The sequence below is a fragment of the Clostridium sp. DL-VIII genome (genome assembly GCF_000230835.1).
Taxonomy (GTDB): Bacteria; Bacillota; Clostridia; order Clostridiales; family Clostridiaceae; genus Clostridium.
Genome location: NZ_CM001240.1, coordinates 18,486 through 36,091, shown reverse-complemented (window position 1 = coordinate 36,091; position 17,606 = coordinate 18,486). Strand labels below are relative to the sequence as shown.

At 28.5% G+C, this 17,606-nt stretch carries 13 protein-coding genes; 12 read left to right on the top strand and 1 reads right to left on the bottom strand.

The window, feature by feature from the left end:
• Positions 1 to 207 precede the first annotated feature (207 nt).
• The 12 genes from CDLVIII_RS00160 to CDLVIII_RS00105 all read left to right on the top strand — a co-directional run bounded on the left by CDLVIII_RS00160 (position 208) and on the right by CDLVIII_RS00105 (position 14,979).
• On the top strand, positions 208 to 1,431 hold the full coding sequence (locus CDLVIII_RS00160; RefSeq protein ID WP_009167459.1) for an SIR2 family protein: 1,224 nt from the start codon (positions 208 to 210) through the stop codon (positions 1,429 to 1,431).
• A complete protein-coding gene (locus tag CDLVIII_RS00155; RefSeq protein ID WP_009167458.1) occupies positions 1,418 to 3,160 on the top strand; it encodes an ATP-binding protein in 1,743 nt (580 codons plus the stop codon). The genes CDLVIII_RS00160 and CDLVIII_RS00155 overlap by 14 nt, the downstream gene beginning before the upstream one ends.
• Positions 3,161 to 3,164: 4 nt before the next feature.
• Complete coding sequence (locus CDLVIII_RS00150) at positions 3,165 to 3,380, top strand: KTSC domain-containing protein (RefSeq protein WP_009167457.1); 216 nt, start codon at positions 3,165 to 3,167, stop codon at positions 3,378 to 3,380.
• Positions 3,381 to 4,483: 1,103 nt separating this feature from the next.
• Complete coding sequence (locus CDLVIII_RS00145; RefSeq protein WP_035301601.1) at positions 4,484 to 4,672, top strand: hypothetical protein; 189 nt, start codon at positions 4,484 to 4,486, stop codon at positions 4,670 to 4,672.
• Between the two features lie 175 nt (positions 4,673 to 4,847).
• Positions 4,848 to 5,636, top strand: coding sequence for an alpha/beta fold hydrolase (locus tag CDLVIII_RS00140; protein WP_009167456.1), 789 nt, complete (start codon positions 4,848 to 4,850; stop codon positions 5,634 to 5,636).
• Between the two features lie 261 nt (positions 5,637 to 5,897).
• Positions 5,898 to 6,341: a MarR family winged helix-turn-helix transcriptional regulator gene (locus CDLVIII_RS00135; protein ID WP_009167455.1), complete on the top strand. Its 444-nt coding sequence runs from the start codon at positions 5,898 to 5,900 to the stop codon at positions 6,339 to 6,341.
• Between the two features lie 46 nt (positions 6,342 to 6,387).
• Positions 6,388 to 7,836: an MFS transporter gene (locus tag CDLVIII_RS00130; RefSeq protein WP_009167454.1), complete on the top strand. Its 1,449-nt coding sequence runs from the start codon at positions 6,388 to 6,390 to the stop codon at positions 7,834 to 7,836.
• Positions 7,837 to 8,344: 508 nt separating this feature from the next.
• Entirely contained in the window at positions 8,345 to 10,054 is a 1,710-nt protein-coding gene (locus CDLVIII_RS00125) for an MCP four helix bundle domain-containing protein (protein ID WP_009167453.1), read from the top strand.
• A 152-nt stretch (positions 10,055 to 10,206) separates the two neighbouring features.
• Positions 10,207 to 10,791: a hypothetical protein gene (locus CDLVIII_RS00120; RefSeq protein ID WP_009167452.1), complete on the top strand. Its 585-nt coding sequence runs from the start codon at positions 10,207 to 10,209 to the stop codon at positions 10,789 to 10,791.
• A 195-nt stretch (positions 10,792 to 10,986) separates the two neighbouring features.
• The gene (locus tag CDLVIII_RS00115; RefSeq protein WP_009167451.1) at positions 10,987 to 12,162 is read left to right on the top strand and encodes a cyclopropane-fatty-acyl-phospholipid synthase family protein; all 1,176 of its coding nucleotides are present in this window, start codon (positions 10,987 to 10,989) and stop codon (positions 12,160 to 12,162) included.
• Between the two features lie 82 nt (positions 12,163 to 12,244).
• Positions 12,245 to 13,273, top strand: coding sequence for a hypothetical protein (locus tag CDLVIII_RS00110; protein WP_009167450.1), 1,029 nt, complete (start codon positions 12,245 to 12,247; stop codon positions 13,271 to 13,273).
• Positions 13,274 to 13,605: 332 nt separating this feature from the next.
• Positions 13,606 to 14,979 (top strand): radical SAM protein, encoded by a 1,374-nt coding sequence (locus CDLVIII_RS00105; protein WP_009167449.1) that lies wholly within the window; start codon positions 13,606 to 13,608, stop codon positions 14,977 to 14,979.
• 231 nt (positions 14,980 to 15,210) lie between these two features.
• On the opposite strand, the gene CDLVIII_RS00100 is transcribed toward CDLVIII_RS00105, so the two are convergent.
• Entirely contained in the window at positions 15,211 to 16,905 is a 1,695-nt protein-coding gene (locus tag CDLVIII_RS00100; RefSeq protein WP_009167448.1) for an HD domain-containing phosphohydrolase, read from the bottom strand.
• Positions 16,906 to 17,606 lie beyond the last annotated feature (701 nt).

The following is a 17,606-nucleotide window of genomic DNA, read 5'->3' as shown; positions in this document are numbered from 1 at the left end:
TAACCTTTAAAAGTAGCAGAAACACACAGTCTGCTAAGCAGATTTTTTTATAAAAAGTTGAGTCTTAAAGGCAATAGTTAGAATGTTGCGCTATTTTTATAAAACAAAGTCTTTGTGAAAATATTGAAAAATATGTAAAACAAGAGTATAATTCAGTATAAACTTATATGGTATTACTAAAATTGTATAAAAATGGGGGGGCTGAACGTGAATCATGGATTTAATATATGTGATGAGGTTTTAAATGTAGAAAAGTTAATTCAACATGCAGCAAAAATAGGTTTTTTCTTTGGTGCTGGAACCTCTATGTCATTTAAACTTCCAGGAATTTTTGAGTTAACTGAGCGTGTTGAAGAAGAAATAAGTTTGAAAGATGAATATAAAATTCTTTTGCAAAGTATTAAGTCAATATATGGTGAAGGAAAAAAAATAACTATTGAAGATATTCTAAATCATACAAGACTAGTTAGGGAAATTACAAGGGATAGTATTGAAAAATCGTTTGATGGAATTTCAGGAGAGGTTGCAAAAAGAATTGATAAGGAAATTTGTAGAATAATTTATGAGATTATTTCAAAAAAAGAAACACAAGTAGATAGTTCTTTACTTACTAAATTTGTATCATGGTTAAATTGGCTACCCTCCAATGAATATAAGGAAATTTTTACACCAAATTATGATTTGTTGTTAGAGAAAAGCTTCGAACAATTAAAAATACCATATTTTGATGGATTTGTTGGAGCATATGAACCATTTTTTATTCCAGAAACTTTAGATGAACTAGATAAGAATAATATGCCTCCTAAAAATTGGATAAGATTATGGAAGATTCATGGTTCATTAGGGTGGTTTAGGAATACTGAAAATGATAGTATAGTTAGGTTAGGAGCCACTAATTCTGAATATATTGAAAAACATTCCGAAAAGGCTGAATTAGTAATATATCCATCTAAAGATAAATATAACTCGTCAAGGAAGCAACCATTCATAGCATATTTTGATAAATTAAAAAGATATTTAACCTCTGGAGATTTACTATTTATAATAAATGGCTATTCTTTTTCTGATCAGCATATCAATGAGATAATTTTAAATAGCTTAAAAGTGAATAATAGACTTCACGTTTTAGTCTTCTTTTTTGAAGATGAAAGTTTAGAAGAATGGGAGAACACTTTTTCAAAGTATATAAACATAAGTGCATTTTCGCCTAAACTTGCGATTATTGGTGGAAATAAAGGCGAATGGATAAAAGATGATGAAAGTAAAGTAAAATATGCTTATAATTACGAAGAAAATAAATTCTTGTTGGGAGATTATTCGAATTTTATTAACTTTCTCATTCAAATGAGTAGAAATCAGTTTAATTGTATTGATATAGATGAGGAGTGTAGCAAGGAAACATTGGAGGATAGTGGCGATGTTGAAGGATAGTACGTATATTGGCAAAGTCGTTTCTGTTAATGGCGCAGACGCAGAAATTGAGATAGATAAATGTATAACTACATTTTCACCGATAATAAAGGGAAAAGTTTACCATGTTGGACAAATAGGTAGTTTTATTAAAATTCCAATGGGGCATATTCAAATATATGGAACTATAGCTTCTTTTAGTAATGTACTTACTGAAGATGAAACTCAAAATAAATGCATGCTAAAAATACAACTTTCAGGTGAAATAATAGGAAATGACCCATTTCAAAGAGGAATAAGTACTTATCCCATTATTAATAGTTGCGCATATATAGTAACTGAATCTGACTTGGAAAAAGTTTATGGAGTTGATTCTACAAAATGTTTTGAAATAGGTACACATTCAGCTTCAGAAAGATTAAAAATATTTGCAGATGTAGACAAGTTTGTGCTGAGACACTCAGCTATTTTGGGTTCTACTGGTAGCGGAAAATCAAATGCAACAGCACATATAATTGATAGATTAATTTCTGATTATCCTAAAGCTAGAATCCTTCTTATAGACATTCACGGAGAATATTCTAAAACTTTCAATAAATATTCTAAAACATTTAGTATAGGAGGTAAAAATCCACTAATAATCCCATTTTGGTTGTTAAACTATGAAGAATTGTCACAATTATTAGTTAATAAAAGAGTAGGAGAAGATAGGCCAGAAGATAGGAGATTTAGAAATGATATTTTGGAATATAGGAAGAAGGTAGCAAGAGAGAATTTGCCCAATATAGATGAAAATCTTATAACCTGTGATTCACCTATACCATTTGATATTAAAGAAATTTGGTACAAATATCATCAAGAAGTGTATGGGACATATAAAGAACCTTCACCAGATAAACAGACAGAAAAAACAATATGCATTGAGAAAAAAGGAAATCCAAAAGCATTAGTTCCAGATGAATTTGAACCGTATTCAATGGGACAAGCAGCGCCTTATAAATCAAAGAATCAAATGATGTATTCATATGTAAATAATATGTTTCTTAAATTAAAGGACCCTAGATTCAATTTTATGTTTGAGCCAAGTCAGTATAATACAGAATTAGAACGAGATATTGATGATTTGCTTGTTGATTGGATAGATAATGGTAAAAATTTAACTATACTTGATTTAAGTGGTGTTCCATCAGATTTGATTGATGTGTCAGTTGGATTAATTTCACGTATAGTATTTGATAGTATGTTTTGGGGAAGAAATATGAAGTTCACAGGAAGAAACAGACCAATACTTTTAGCGTATGAGGAAGCACATACTTATTTAACGAATTCCAAAGGTGATTTTAAATATGCCAATAAAGCAGTAGAAAAAATTTTCAAAGAGGGAAGAAAATTTGGAGTAGGTGCAATGATTGTAACACAAAGACCAACTGAAATATCAGAAACTATTTTATCACAAGTTGGAACATTTGTGGCACTGAGATTAACTAATTCAGAAGATAAAAATAGAGTGAAATCATTAGCCTCAAATAATATGACAACAATGATGGAGATGTTACCTACATTACGAACAGGAGAGGGTATAGTGATAGGAGAAGCAATGCAAATTCCGACACGAGTATTGTTTAGAAAAGTTGAACCAAGACCTAATAGTAATGATCCGGAAGTTTCTGAAAAGTGGAGTGAAAAAATATCAGTAAATAAAGATTATAAAGTTGTCGTTAAAAATTGGCGTGAGCAAAAAAGGAGTTGAAATTATGAATGCTGAAATGATTTATGTAGAATCAACACGGGTTGAAGCTGTTGGATATGATGAATATAATTCCACACTTTATGTAAGGTTTAAAAATGGCGGTGCATTATATGCATATTATGATGTTCCGAAATATGAATTTGATGATTTCTTTACTGGAATATCTATAGGAAGAAAAATATCGGAAATAGATAAAGTTTATAGATATAGTCAAGTTTAAAATATAAAACTAAGATTTATCGAAAGTAATGTATATAGACTAAATTTATATGAATTAATTAGTGCATTGAAGAGGGGGAATGTCTTTCTGCTTTTCTATATGCTACAAATTCTAGTTTAAAATATATAACTAAAATTATTTCGTTAAGGAAAAAGTAATTTTAGGCTAAGCCTTGTATACCTAATAACCACTTTTGCTAAATAATGTTGGCACTTTCCACATGTTGAATATATAACACATGTTCAGTGAGAAATTAAACACTAAGCATGTGTTATTTTTACACAATATGAAATGATTTAAATATAATTCAGAGTAATAATAAAAGCAAGTATAAATTTATATACTAGTTTGTATATTAGTTTTTTATAAATAACTAAGAAAATTTAAATTAATTCTTTGAAAGATTAAGTAATCAATTATAGATTACAATATATAAATCTATATAATACACAAAGGGTTGGGGAATAGTAACGTTAATATAATAAAAGCTACTAAAAAATCTCTTTATAATATATACTTATTAAACTGGTATTAATCATTAACAAGAACATTTCAAAATAAATATTGTAATTATTCGAGTTTGTATTTATAATTAATTGCATAGAATAAAAAAGTCCTTCATCACTTATTAGAAATCCCCATTTCTGATAAGTTAGGAACTTAAATGGTACTGTAATACCAAAAAAGTAACGAAAGACTTATTTAATGATTAGATTATAGCAATTAGTTTAATTATTGTAAATAAGATTTATAGCTTTATTGGTTAGTACAATAAGGCTTTTTTATTTGTTAAAATTGAATGATTAAATATGATATAGATATTGGCAGGTGATTTCCATTAACTGGAAAGCGTGCATAGGGGCAACTCTATCAGGGGTTCAAATCCCCTTCTCTCCGCCAATAAGATAAGATATAAAAAGTGCCTGAGAGCTTAGTAAAACTAAGAACTCAGGCACTTTTTTGATATTTTAAACATATTTAAATTACGTATTTTAAGTTCTAGATTATTTCTAGGACTTTTTCTTTTGGCTATAAATACTTTTTAAAAGGTCTATTAATACCATAATGTTTATTGGTTTACCCAATTAACATTGTGCTAGTAGGTGCCAAAGGCATATAGAAGAGGTATTGTCTATTTTTGTATACACTATTCCGGTTTAGATGAACTAATAGGGGAATCCATAGAAGATGCGGGAATAGGTATAACAGAAATATTTGAAGATGAAATGATGGAAGTAGAAGTATTAATTTCACCTATATCCATAGCATCATCATTGACAATTATGAGTTAAATGAGTTTTTGCTCCATCTTCATTGCGATATGTGAAAATAAATATTTAGGTTGACTAGTCAATCTAAATAATGATACATTATAGTTGATTAGTCAATCATAATACAATATGATAAATTTTAAAAGTATAAATTTGATAATGTTTATAAGTAAATATGGACAAGGAGCGGTTATAAATGAATAAAAATATAGGGTGTACTGGAGAGGTAAGCATAGTTGAAAATTGTGATGCTAAAACTTATAGCACGACATTTGTGCTAATTCATGGGGCATGGCACGGAGCTTGGTGCTTTGATAAACTAGTTCCAATTTTGCGAGTAGGTGGAGCAAAGGTTGTGACTATTGATTGTCCGGGACATGGGGATGATAATTCTACACTTGCATATCAAAGAACAGATACATATGTGGCTAAAGTTATTGAAATTATTGATAGGGAACCAAGTAAAGTCATTTTGGTTGGGCACAGTCTTGGTGGGACTATAATTTCAAACGTTGCTGAAAAAAGGCCACAAAAAATACAGAGTCTGGTTTATCTTTCAGCAGCTCTCTTGCAAGATGGACAGAATTTTGGGGATATACGTTCACATAAAACTGATTGGTACAGCTCACAAGGGTTTACAGTATTATCGGCAGACAAAAGATGTGTCACTGTTAAAGAAGATAAGGCTCCATTTTTCTATAGTGGTTGCTCAGAAAGCGATATAGAATTTGCAATTACAAAGCTGGGTGGAGAGGCAATTGCAGCACTAGATGGCATAGTACATATTACATCTAAAAATTATGGAAGTGTTCCACGATATTATATTAAAACTCTTCAGGATTTATCAGTGCCATTAGAAATGCAAGATAAAATGCTTGATGCAATGCCAGTAAATAAAGTGTATCAATTAGATACAGGGCACTCTTCGTTTTTTTCTGATCCGCAGGGGGTAGCAACGATATTATTTGATATTGCTAAGCAGTAGAATTTAATTAGGAGCTATTATATTATTACTTTGTAGTAAGAAATCAATTATCGTGCTTTCAATAATTAAAAAGATTATTCAAAAACAATTTATATAAGTCTGTTATAGGAACGGGCAGTATGAGGATCAAGATTATGTGAATATAAATAGGATATTTATATTATATGAAGTAAAATTGTTTTACTATTTAAGTTGACAAGTCAACTTAAAGTAAATGTAATTTAGTGGACTAATCAACTATATTGTAAGGAGAGAATGATTATGGATGTTGAAAGCATGAACCTCATAATGGTTACAAGTAAAATTTTCAGATATAAGCAAATGTATTTAGAGAAGACTTTAAAAAAATATGGATTAAGCAGTGGTTCCAGCCCATATTTGTTTAATCTTGAACGAAATGAAGGTATAAGCCAAAACGGTTTAAGTAAAGAACTTGACAATGACAAGGCAATGTCTGCAAGAACAATTGCAAGATTAATAGGTCTTGGTTACGTTCATAGAGAACAAGATGAAAAAGATAGCAGATCTTATAAATTATATTTAACAGACAAAGCAAAAAAAGTATTGCCCAAAATTCATGAAGAGCTTCAAACGTTGATGAATTCAATAACAGAAGATGTATCAGAAGCAGAAATGCTGATTACAATGCAGTCTTTAAGGAAAATTCTAGTCAATATTCGAAGATTAAAGGAATTTGAAGATTAAGGTAATACGGTTATGTTAGCTAAATAGTGACAAAGGAGGAGAATTAATGGAAAATGTAAAAAATAGAAACAAATGGTCCATACTTATAATAGTTTTAATGTTTACATTTATGTCTGCCTTAGATGGTAGTATTGTAAATGTGGCATTACCTAAAATGGCTATGGCTTTAAATGTAACAACATCTAGTATACAATTAGTTGCAACAAGTTATTTAATAGTCATCGCGGGAACGGTATTGATTTTTGGAAGACTTGGAGATATGTTTGGAAAGTCCAAGATGTTCATATTTGGGTTGGGGTTATTTACCCTCGGTTCTTTGCTATGTGGTATAACAAGCTCTTTTCCAATACTTATTCTAGCAAGAGTAGTACAATCCATAGGTGCTGCTGGAACTATGGCTAATAATCAAGGTATTATTACAGAAACATTCCCCCCAAGTGAAAGGGGAAAAGCTCTTGGATTTCTAGGTACTTCTATAGCTTTAGGCTCTCTAATAGGACCAGGACTTGGAGGACTAATAGCAGGTGCGGCTAGTTGGGAGTATATATTTTTAATAAATGTACCTATTGGAGTAATAGCATTGTTTTGCGCTATTAAATTGCTGCCAAAAGAAAATAAAGCAGCTAAGGGCAAATTAGATATTTTAGGGGCTGTATTATTTGTGTTTGCAATAGTTCCGCTTTTTGGGGCTTTATATGAAGGGATAAACATTGGCTTTGAAGATCCAATGATTTTATTGAGCTTTGCCATTGCGATTATCTCATTTATAATATTTATTTTTGTGGAAAAGAAAAAAGAAGATCCTCTATTACAATTGAATATATTTAGTAATAAGTTATTTTCTTTAAGTATATTTTGTGCATTCATAACCTTTGTTGGAATATTCTGCAACAATATCATTCTTCCATTTTATCTTCAGGATGTAATGAATTATACACCAGAACATACTGGATTAATAATGATGGTTGATCCTTTGCTTTTAACAGTGGTAGCTCCTTTTAGTGGAAGTTTATCAGATAAGATTGGTTCAGAAGTTTTAACATTCATAGGCTTAATTCTCATAAGCTTAGGATTAGTATTAATGGCTACATTAAATATTGACTCAAATTTATTAATTACAATAGTATTTATTGGAATCATGTCTATAGGTCTGGGATTATTTCAATCGCCTAATAATTCTTTGATAATGTCAACAGTACCAAAAGATAAACTTGGAATTGCAGGAAGTGTAAATGCTCTTGTAAGAAACTTAGGAATGGTATGTGGAATAGCTTTAGCTACAACACTTTTGTATAGTATGATGAGTTCAGCAATTGGACAGCGTGTTACTGATTTTGTAGTAGGAAGAAGTGATGCTTTTATATATGGTATGAGAACTGTATATATAGCGGCAGCGGTAATAAGTTTAATTGGAGCTGTCTTGACTTTTTTAAGATTAAGAAGTAAAAAGCTAAAAAGCTCTAATATGTATTTAAAACACCAGTTTAAAGCTTAATATGAACAAAGGTAAATATAAGCCTTTTCATAGAAACATATTTTAATAAATAAATATTTAAAAAACTATATTCCTATGTGTCCTATAAATATATGTAAATATTTATAGGACATATAGGAACTTGAGACATCAATGTATAAAATAAGAGCTTACATTTCATAAGCTCTTATTTTTTGTATCATTTAGACGTTCGTCATATAAACTTAAATAAATGAAATTTTGTGGGATTATAATGAAAAAAGCCATATTATTGGAACAAGATTGGTTGAATTATTAAAAAATATATGTTATATTATCAATATTGGTCAGACCAGTAGACCAACATACCAATAAACAGTCTACAAAAAAGGAAGTTTTTTGAAATGCCTAAAGTGATTAATGAATATTCCAATAGAATATTTTTAAATTTACTTATACCAGAGACACAGTTCTTTTTAATAAAGCAAAGGTTAAAAAATTTTAAATAACTCAGTCATAAACAGATATTTAATAGTTGGGGGGAATAAAAATGAAGTTACTAAGAAATATGCAAGTAAAATCCAAATTGATATTATCATTTCTGATTGTAGTTATATTGATTGCCTTGGTAGGTGGAGTTGGAACAATAACATCAAAAAAAATAGAAGAAAATGCAGAAGAAATGTATGCATCAAATCTTAATAGCGTTAAGTTGATTCTATCATTAAAAGGAAACCTTAAAGAAATAAAAGGAGATCTTTTAACTATTATTAATTCAGATGATAAAGTAGAAATAGAAGCAGTAGAAAAAAATATTAACGATTCTGTGGATGAAGATGACGCATATATAGCGGATTTTGATAAATTATTTAAAAACTCAAAAGAAGATGGATGGGAAGATTTCAAATCTGATTTAGCTTCATATAGAAGTGCAAGAAAAGGCATAGTTGATGCAGTCGATTCGAATAACCAAAATGAAGCTAAAAAACAATATTTGGAGGTGGAATCAGCAACTGAAAAGATGTTTGATAGTCTTGATAAAGTAGTAAAAACAAATTCGCATGAGGCAGAATTAGCAGATGAGTCAAATAGATTGACATATGCGAAATCAAATAAGATTATGATTGTATTAAATATTGTAGGGATAGCATTAGCTATTGGACTTGGAATAGTAATTTCAAGAGATATAACAAAGCCATTAAGTAAAGTAAAAGTTTTTGCTGAAAAGTTATCTAATTATGATTTCTCATCTTCAATCAATTTCACGAGAAGAGATGAATTTGGACAAGTAGCAGCTGCGTTAAATACAGCTCAAAAAAATGTAAACCAGTTGATTAAAACAATAATTGATAATTCCCATAATATAAATGCCTCAAGCCAGGAATTATTTGCAGCAGTTGAAGAAATAACAGCACAAGTTGAAGATATAAACGGAGTAATAAGAAATATTACAGATGAAATGGAAGGCGTTGGAGCAACTTCAGAAGAAATAAGTGCATCTATCGAAGAGGTAGATTCAGGAATTAATGAACTTGCGAGTAAAGCTATTGAAGGAAGTAATAATTCAAATGAATTAAAGGAAAAGGCTATAAAAATTAAAGATAGCAGTCAAAAGGCTATTAAAGCAACAGAAGAATTATATATTCAAAAGCAGGAAAAAATGCTAAAAGCTATAGAAGCTGGTAATGTAGTGAGTAATATTAAAATCATGGCAGATACTATAGCCAATATTGCAGATAATACAAATTTACTTGCATTAAATGCAGCAATAGAAGCGGCAAGAGCAGGAGAACAAGGAAAAGGCTTTGCAGTTGTAGCAGAAGAGGTTAGAAAACTTTCAGAGCAGTCAGCAGAGGCAGTAACATCAATTCAAGATACTATCTTAAAAGTTCATGAAGCATTTAAAAGCAGCATAGATAATGGCAAGGATTTACTTGAATTTATAGATAAAGATGTAAATGCACAGCTTAGAGCTTATGAAGAAACAGGAAATAATTATTATAATGATTCTGACTTTATAAGCAAAATGTCTGAGGAAATTTCATCTATGTCAGAAGAAATAACTGCTTCAATAAGTCAAATAAACGAAGCTATGCAGAATATGACAGATATAGATCAAAAGTCAATTGAACGAATGGAAACAATAAGGGAAAGCATAGAACAAACTACTGATGCTATAGAACAAATAGATTTGACAGCTAAAGGTCAAGCAGAACTTACAGAAAAACTTAATGAAATAATACTAAAATTCAAGGTTTAATGTATATTTAGAAAGTGAAATATCTTTGAATGTTTACTATATTCAGAACGAAAATGATATTTTGTTATATAAGATAAGTGAATATGTTAATAAATATTTTAAAAATTGTAGATTTAATAGTTGGAAAATTAATATAGAAAGATGTGTTCAAAATGAATGATAATGAAAATAATTCAAAAAAAAGTATAGTGGCAGTTGATAAATTATTTTACTCTATTGACAATTTATTAATTGAAGAAAAGGAGCAGAAATTAAAATTAAGGTTAGCGAAAGAAATAAAAAGAAGTATATTTACTAATGAAATTGTAGAGAAACTTAATGAAAATGATTTTTCAGGTTTAATTTATGAAGGAAGCAAAATAGAAGAACTTTTTTCAAGCATATTTCCTATATTTGTGAAGAAAGATAATAGTATTTTTAGATTATATAAACATAAAATCGAAATTGATTCATTTGATGAAATGAGCGATAAATACATGTACATATTTTCTGATGGAAGATTAACTTCGGGATTATTTAAATGTTTTACTACTAGTGATGATGAATATGTTTATGAAATAAAAAAGATAATTGAGATTATTCCACTTTTTAAAAATATTATTCTTGAGACTTTAGAAAATTTTAAGAATAACATTGAGATACATAGGGATAAAATAGAGCATTCAAAAAGCAAAGAGCCATTAATTGAAAGTAATTATGATGAATTACTTAGGTATTTATCAAAAAAGGTGAACTAATTGAAAACTTAAAATAGATTAGTATATTTGCACATTTTGCACAATGCATTGAGAAATTAGGATAATCACTAAAGTGATATTAACAAATCTAGCTAAATTTTATTTAATATATTCTAATTTTTAACATCAGATTATTAGTAAAATTTATATAGAGTTGATAATAATATTTAACTATAAAAAAAGGAGATGAATGTCATGATAATTGACAAGGTATTTTATAAGACGATGTTCAAGAACCTATTTTCAGATACTTTTGAACTGAAACTGTGGGATGGAAGTTCAGAAGTTTATGGTAAAGGGGAAGCTCAATTTAAAATAATATTCAATGAGCCTATTCCTAAAGCAGATATTATTAAGGACCCTTCCTTAACTTTTGGTGAAGCTTATATGACCAATAAGATAGATATTGAAGGAAGTGTTCAAAAGGTTATAGAATCCTTATACAATAATAAAGAAAGCTTTTTAAGAAATAGTGATAAATATTCAAGTTTACTTAAGATAGCTACAAATAACATTAAAAATAGTAAGAAGAACATTGAATTTCATTACGATATAGGAAATGATTTCTACAAGTTATGGTTAGATGATACTATGACCTATTCTTGCGGTTATTTTAAATCTAAAGATGATTCTTTAATTCAGGCACAAAAGAATAAAGTAGAGCATATTCTTAAGAAGCTAAATTTAAAAGAAGGAGAAACTTTACTTGATATAGGTTGTGGATGGGGTGAGCTTATTACCTCAGCAGCAAAAAAATATAAAGTTAAGGCTATGGGAATAACTTTAAGTGCTGAACAATTAGAAAAAGTTAAAGAAAGAATAAAAAATGAAGGATTAGAAGATCTAGTTGAAGTTCAACTTGTGGATTACAGGGAACTAAAGAATAGAACTTTCGATAAAGTAGTTAGTGTAGGAATGCTTGAACATGTTGGACAAGACCACCTTGCAGAGTATTTTGTATCTGTAAATAATTTATTAAATGATAAGGGTGTATCTTTACTTCATTGTATAACATCCACAGAGATTGGCGGAAATAATACATGGATTAATAAGTACATATTCCCAGGTGGATATATACCAGCAGTTAAAGAATTAGTTAACTGTATGTCCGATGTAGGATTTAGTTTAAATGATGCAGAAAACTTAAGACTTCATTATGGAAGAACTTTAGAGCATTGGGCAGAAAATTTTGAAAATGCATTGCCTGAAATAAGAAAAACTAAAGATGAAACTTTTATAAGAATGTGGAGACTATATTTAAATGCCTGCGCAGCATCTTTTAATAGTGGAAATATAAGCATTCATCAATTTTTATTTAATAAAGGCGTAAACAATGAATTACCATGGACTAGAGATTATATGTATAAATAATTAAATATAATAACCTTATGCAATTTATAAGTAAAAATAAGACAGATTGATATTAGTAGTATAAAGAAGTTGGATGATAGTAATGAAAAGTAGTTATGAAAGCAAATCAATTAATAATAGTATATCTTCAATGAAATTAAGCCACTTGAAAGAATTGATTAAAGTTTTTGAAATACATATAAGTGGAAAGAGAAAAGAAGACTTTGTAGATATTATAGCATTTTACATTAAAAATAATATATCAGTAATATTAGGTAATTTTATTACATACGAAGAATATGTCTTTTTAAGCCAAATATGTGACAATGATTATACATTGTTATTGGATGAAAATGATAATGCAATTGAAGCTGTTAGAAGGTCTTTAGAATATCTAGGGATAATATACTCTTACTCTTATGATAGCAAGGTATCTATTCCACTTGAAATAAGAGAAGAAATAAAATTAATACTTTCTAAGCCTCAGGTAATTGAACATTCAAAGGAAAATCAAAAACTTATAGAATTGTTTGGAATCTTATTAGATGTATATGGAGTAATATCACAGGATTTATTATTAGATTATGTTACTCAGTATTTTGGAATAGAATATAAGGTTCATGAAGCGATTAAAAATCTATGGAGATATAATGCACGATATGACTTATACTATAGTGATTATAAATTAAACTATTGTAATATAAAAATTATCGATATGAGATCTCTTAATGAAAAACTATCAACAAAATCAAATATAAATTATAAGTACTATGATAAAGATCAACTTAAGAATATGAGGAATAGTAATTTAAATTGTATTGAAAAGGAAATATATATTGTATTAAATAGACATTTTAAGTCATCAGAGATCAGTTTGAGATATTTGGATTATATAAGAACAATGATTAAAAATGACATATCAAGTAAGGAGATAAGTGAATTCATAAGGAATAAAACACGAAGAATGAGCGAAAAAGGCAGGATGATTATAGAAGGACTAGTAGATAGAGCAAGGATATATTATCCTCTATGGACGCTAAAAGGACATTCTTTAAACGAGTTAAATTTCAGTTGTAAGCTTATAAAAGCTCAGGATTCAAGAAAGTACAGAGAAGTTAAAATAATTTTATAAATGTAGCAGTTGAATAGGTAATAACTAAAAAAGAGTGTATAGTAAGTAAAAAAAGTGTGTAATGAACTAAAAAAGAATATGTGTTAAATAAAATAGTATGTACATTGAGTAATTTTTATGAAAAATGAACATACATTTATTAATGAAAAATATCTAATTTCTTTGTATAGATTGATCCTAATATTGTAATAAAGGTTTAAAGATATCTTAGAAGATAGATAATGAAATAGTATGTCTGTCTATTTTTTTATCAGCAAATTCGGAAAAAAGCCTATTATTTATAGAACTTACATCTTTGTTGTTTATATATTTTTTATTTAGGAGGAATTGAAATGAAAGTAGTAGATAAAATTAAAAGATATTCAAAGGAAGTATTTGTAAAGAAAACTGTGGATATATTGGAAAAGGATCCGGAAAAAAATGTTGATAAAATTTTTGGACTTATAAAACATACAATTTCTGACCCTTCTGAAATTGAGCAAGTAGATACTGTATATGATTTGTATAAAAATAATGAGGCTATATATAAACTGATTCAAAATATATTGACTACAACAAATAAGAATTGCCTTAATAAGTTTTTTACAAACTTTTTTGCCAATGCTGTGTGGTTTGGTGGTAAAAAGAGAGAGGAATATTTAAAGAATGACGACACAATGGTTCCATTCACAATATTAATAAGCCCTTCTATGAGATGCACATTAAAGTGTTCAGGATGCTATGCTGCAAAATATAGCAAGAAAGATGACATTCCATTTGAAGAATTAGACAGAATTATAGGAGAAGCTAGAGACTTAGGAGTTTATTATATAATCATACTAGGTGGAGAACCATTCATTAATAATTATATGCTTGATATATATGAAAAGTATCCTGATGTTATGTTTTCTCCTTTTACAAATGGACAACTTATAACATCAGAAATAGCAGATAGATTACAAAAGCTCGGTAATGTCATTCCTATGTTTTCTTTAGAAGGCTTTGAAAAAGAAACAGATGCAAGAAGGGGAAAAGGTGTATTTCAAGGTGTAATGAAGGCTATGGATTTATTTAAAGAAAGGGGAATGTTGTTTGGAGTTTCTTCTGCAACTTCCAGAGCAAACATAGATACAGTTACATCAGATGAATTTATAGACATGCTTATTGAAAAGGGAGCCAAAATTGGCTGGTACTTCATTTACATGCCTGTCGGTGAATCTCCAAATGTAGATTTAATGCTTACACCTAAGCAAAGAATTGAATTAGGTGAAAAAGTTAGAAATATAAGGCTTACAAAGCCATATTTTGCAGCGGATTTCTTTAATGATGCTCCTTTTGTTGGCGGCTGTATAGCTGGAAGATATTATTGCCATATAAATTCTAAAGAGGAAGTAGAACCTTGTGTATTTGCTCATTTTTCAACTTATAATGTGAAAAATAAACCTCTTGTTGATGCCTTTAAAACAGATTTCTTTAAAACACTTAGAAAAAGCCAGCCTTATAACAAAAACATGCTTATGCCTTGCATGATGATCGACAATCCAAAGGTTGTAAGAAACATTGTTAAAAAAGTTGGAGCTTATGCAACAGATCCAAGTGCTGAAAAAATGGTAAATGATTCTGAATTCATGGACGAGCTAGATAAATTGGCTTCTGATTTTAAGCCAGAAGCTGAAAAAGCATGGAAAGAAGTGTTTAATGAAAAAGGTAGTGAAAGCATTTATTAATTTTTTCATTGAACATGTATATTTAAGTAGCAAGTAAAAAAATTAAATAGATATGATTATGTTTCGAGGTTTCTGCAGTATAGTTTTCTAAAATTATTAGTGCAGAGGCCTTATTTTATGTTTGAAATTATCTTAGTTATTTCAAAATGCTTACATAAGATATAAAAAAGAGACTATTTTATAATTAAAGTAATCAAATTCAATAGTCTCGATTCGCATTCTATGAAATTATCACCAATTTTCACCTAAAACTTTTGTTACAAAAATTTTTGAAATGTGCGCATCAAATTGACTGCCTGCATTTACCTTCAATTCTCTTATAGCAGCATCAATATCTAAAGCATTTCTATATGTACTATTAGTAGTCATAGAGTGGTAAGCATCAGCTATATGTATAATCCTTGAAAAAAGAGGGATTTTATCTCCTTTTAAACCCTTTGGATATCCGGCACCATCAATTCTTTCATGGTGATATAATACATATTCAGATATACCTTTATATTTATTTAAGTAATTAAGAACTTTATAGCCTATTTCAGAATGACGTTTAATTTCGCTTAATTCACTTGCAGTGAGGCCATCATGTTTTAACAAAATTTTGTAGTCAATAGCAACCTTTCCGATGTCATGCAATAAGCCGGCTAATTCGAGTTTTTGTATTTCATCTTGAGTTAAGCCTAATGCCATACCTATTTTTTTGCAGAGCAGGCTTACCTCTTGTCCATGAAAATGCTTTACTAAATTTTTATCATATAGAATTGAGTCTAAGTGCTTTATAAGTTTGGATTCAAAAATATCTCTATCAAGAAGTTTTTGGCTATACATAGTATCATCAGCTTTATTGGATGTTTTTTCGAGAGATTCATTGGAAGTATATTTAGTCGAAAAGCCAAAAGAAACTGATAAAATACTTTTCTCAACGTGAAGATCTAATATGGAATTTTTTATCCTATCAATAATTTGTTTTGCTTGCATAGAATCAGTTTTAGGAAGTAATATATAAAATTCATCCCCACCAATTCTGGCAACAATGTCATCTTGTCTGCAAAACTTTTGTAGGATTTCTGCAAAAGTTTTTATAAGTTTATCTCCAGCTGTATGTCCAAATATATCATTGGTAAATTTTAGACCATTTACATCAGATATGATGATAGAAATTGGATAATTATTTTCAGTGTCTATTTCTTTTAATTTTTCTTCAAAAAATCTTCTATTATAAAGTCCAGTTAATTCATCGTGATAACTTAAAAAGATGTTTTGATTCTCGGCTTTTTTTAATGTTGTAATATTGAGAGCAAATGAGGTTAATCCGATTGTTTTTCCATTATTCGAGATTAGTGGAGAGTAATAGACTTGCCAATATAAACTTGAACATTTATTAGTAGTATATTCCTCCACAGTAGTGAAGTTTTCACCATTAAGAATTCTATTGAAATTCTCTTTTAAATTTTGCTGATTTTCATCATATTCAATAACATCTAATATGTTCATGTTTTTCTCTATAGTTTTATGATATAGATTAGAAATAGCTTCTTTGTATATATTATTAAAGGCTGTATAACGATAGTTTGTATCTAAGGAAAAAAACATAATTTCTTCTGAACTTTCTAAAACTGCTGATAACAATACATTTGATAGCTGGATTTCATTTTTTGAGGCTATTAACCTAGTAAAAATAATTTTAAGTAGTTTGAAATTTATTGCAGAACTTATAAGCACAAAGATTAAGCTCTTAACAATACTTATAGTTAAAGTCAGTGAAGTATTATAAAAGGATGATGTCATTATACTATTATAGAATAATATCCATAATGTTAATATTAAAGTGTAGCTAAATGTTATTTTTAAAGCCAAACTATTGGCATCAATTTCATGTTCATCAAGAAATTTTTCAAAAAAATTTAAACAACTTTTTGCTTTTCTCATTTTTATAATTTTAACCTCCTCTATAAAATTTTTATTTACTACATATTTGGTTTTGTTTATAAAATTTATGTAGATATTAATTCATTAAAATCATTAGTATGATTAGTAATAAAATTATAGATAAAAAATATAGTTTATTGATTGTTATATAAAAAAATTAAATTTAAGTAAAAAAAGTATTAAACTATTTTGTGAAAGAGAATTTAAAAATAAAAAACAGTACAGAATAGTTATTTTGTACTGTTTTTATGCATTTTAGTTTAATTAAATTACAAATATACTGAAAGCTAACCTATATGTTTCCAGTTGATAATAAGGTATATATGAAATAAATACATATAATGACTTAATAATACAGGTATATTAATAATATTTGGTTGATATACAATATTATGCTATACTAGAATAATACACAATAACTATTTTGTACCATTAGTCATATATATAGTGAAATAGCACTGTTAATGAAGCATATTAGTCTTATATTGCGTGTAAATAAATTCCAAAATTAGAATGATAATTTAATATTGCATGTTTTCTTATTTATACTAAGGGATCAGTAATTTTTATTAAGAAGTATCAACATCATGATGCTTCTTTTCTATTTTAAAATAAAAGCATATTAATTTCATATGGACTGATACTGTTAAGCTGACATAATAATGATTCTAGATGGAACACATAAATAATTTCTTCATAAA

What these genes read in the sequence shown, in the direction of transcription:
- CDLVIII_RS00155 (WP_009167458.1), top strand. Translation starts at nt 1,418, where the DNA reads ATGTTGAAGGATAGTACGTATATTGGCAAAGTCGTTTCTGTTAATGGC.
- CDLVIII_RS00150 (WP_009167457.1), top strand. Translation starts at nt 3,165, where the DNA reads ATGAATGCTGAAATGATTTATGTAGAATCAACACGGGTTGAAGCTGTT.
- CDLVIII_RS00140 (WP_009167456.1), top strand. Translation starts at nt 4,848, where the DNA reads ATGAATAAAAATATAGGGTGTACTGGAGAGGTAAGCATAGTTGAAAAT.
- CDLVIII_RS00135 (WP_009167455.1), top strand. Translation starts at nt 5,898, where the DNA reads ATGGATGTTGAAAGCATGAACCTCATAATGGTTACAAGTAAAATTTTC.
- CDLVIII_RS00130 (WP_009167454.1), top strand. Translation starts at nt 6,388, where the DNA reads ATGGAAAATGTAAAAAATAGAAACAAATGGTCCATACTTATAATAGTT.
- CDLVIII_RS00125 (WP_009167453.1), top strand. Translation starts at nt 8,345, where the DNA reads ATGAAGTTACTAAGAAATATGCAAGTAAAATCCAAATTGATATTATCA.
- CDLVIII_RS00120 (WP_009167452.1), top strand. Translation starts at nt 10,207, where the DNA reads ATGAATGATAATGAAAATAATTCAAAAAAAAGTATAGTGGCAGTTGAT.
- CDLVIII_RS00115 (WP_009167451.1), top strand. Translation starts at nt 10,987, where the DNA reads ATGATAATTGACAAGGTATTTTATAAGACGATGTTCAAGAACCTATTT.
- CDLVIII_RS00110 (WP_009167450.1), top strand. Translation starts at nt 12,245, where the DNA reads ATGAAAAGTAGTTATGAAAGCAAATCAATTAATAATAGTATATCTTCA.
- CDLVIII_RS00105 (WP_009167449.1), top strand. Translation starts at nt 13,606, where the DNA reads ATGAAAGTAGTAGATAAAATTAAAAGATATTCAAAGGAAGTATTTGTA.
- CDLVIII_RS00100 (WP_009167448.1), bottom strand. Translation starts at nt 16,905, where the DNA reads ATGAGAAAAGCAAAAAGTTGTTTAAATTTTTTTGAAAAATTTCTTGAT.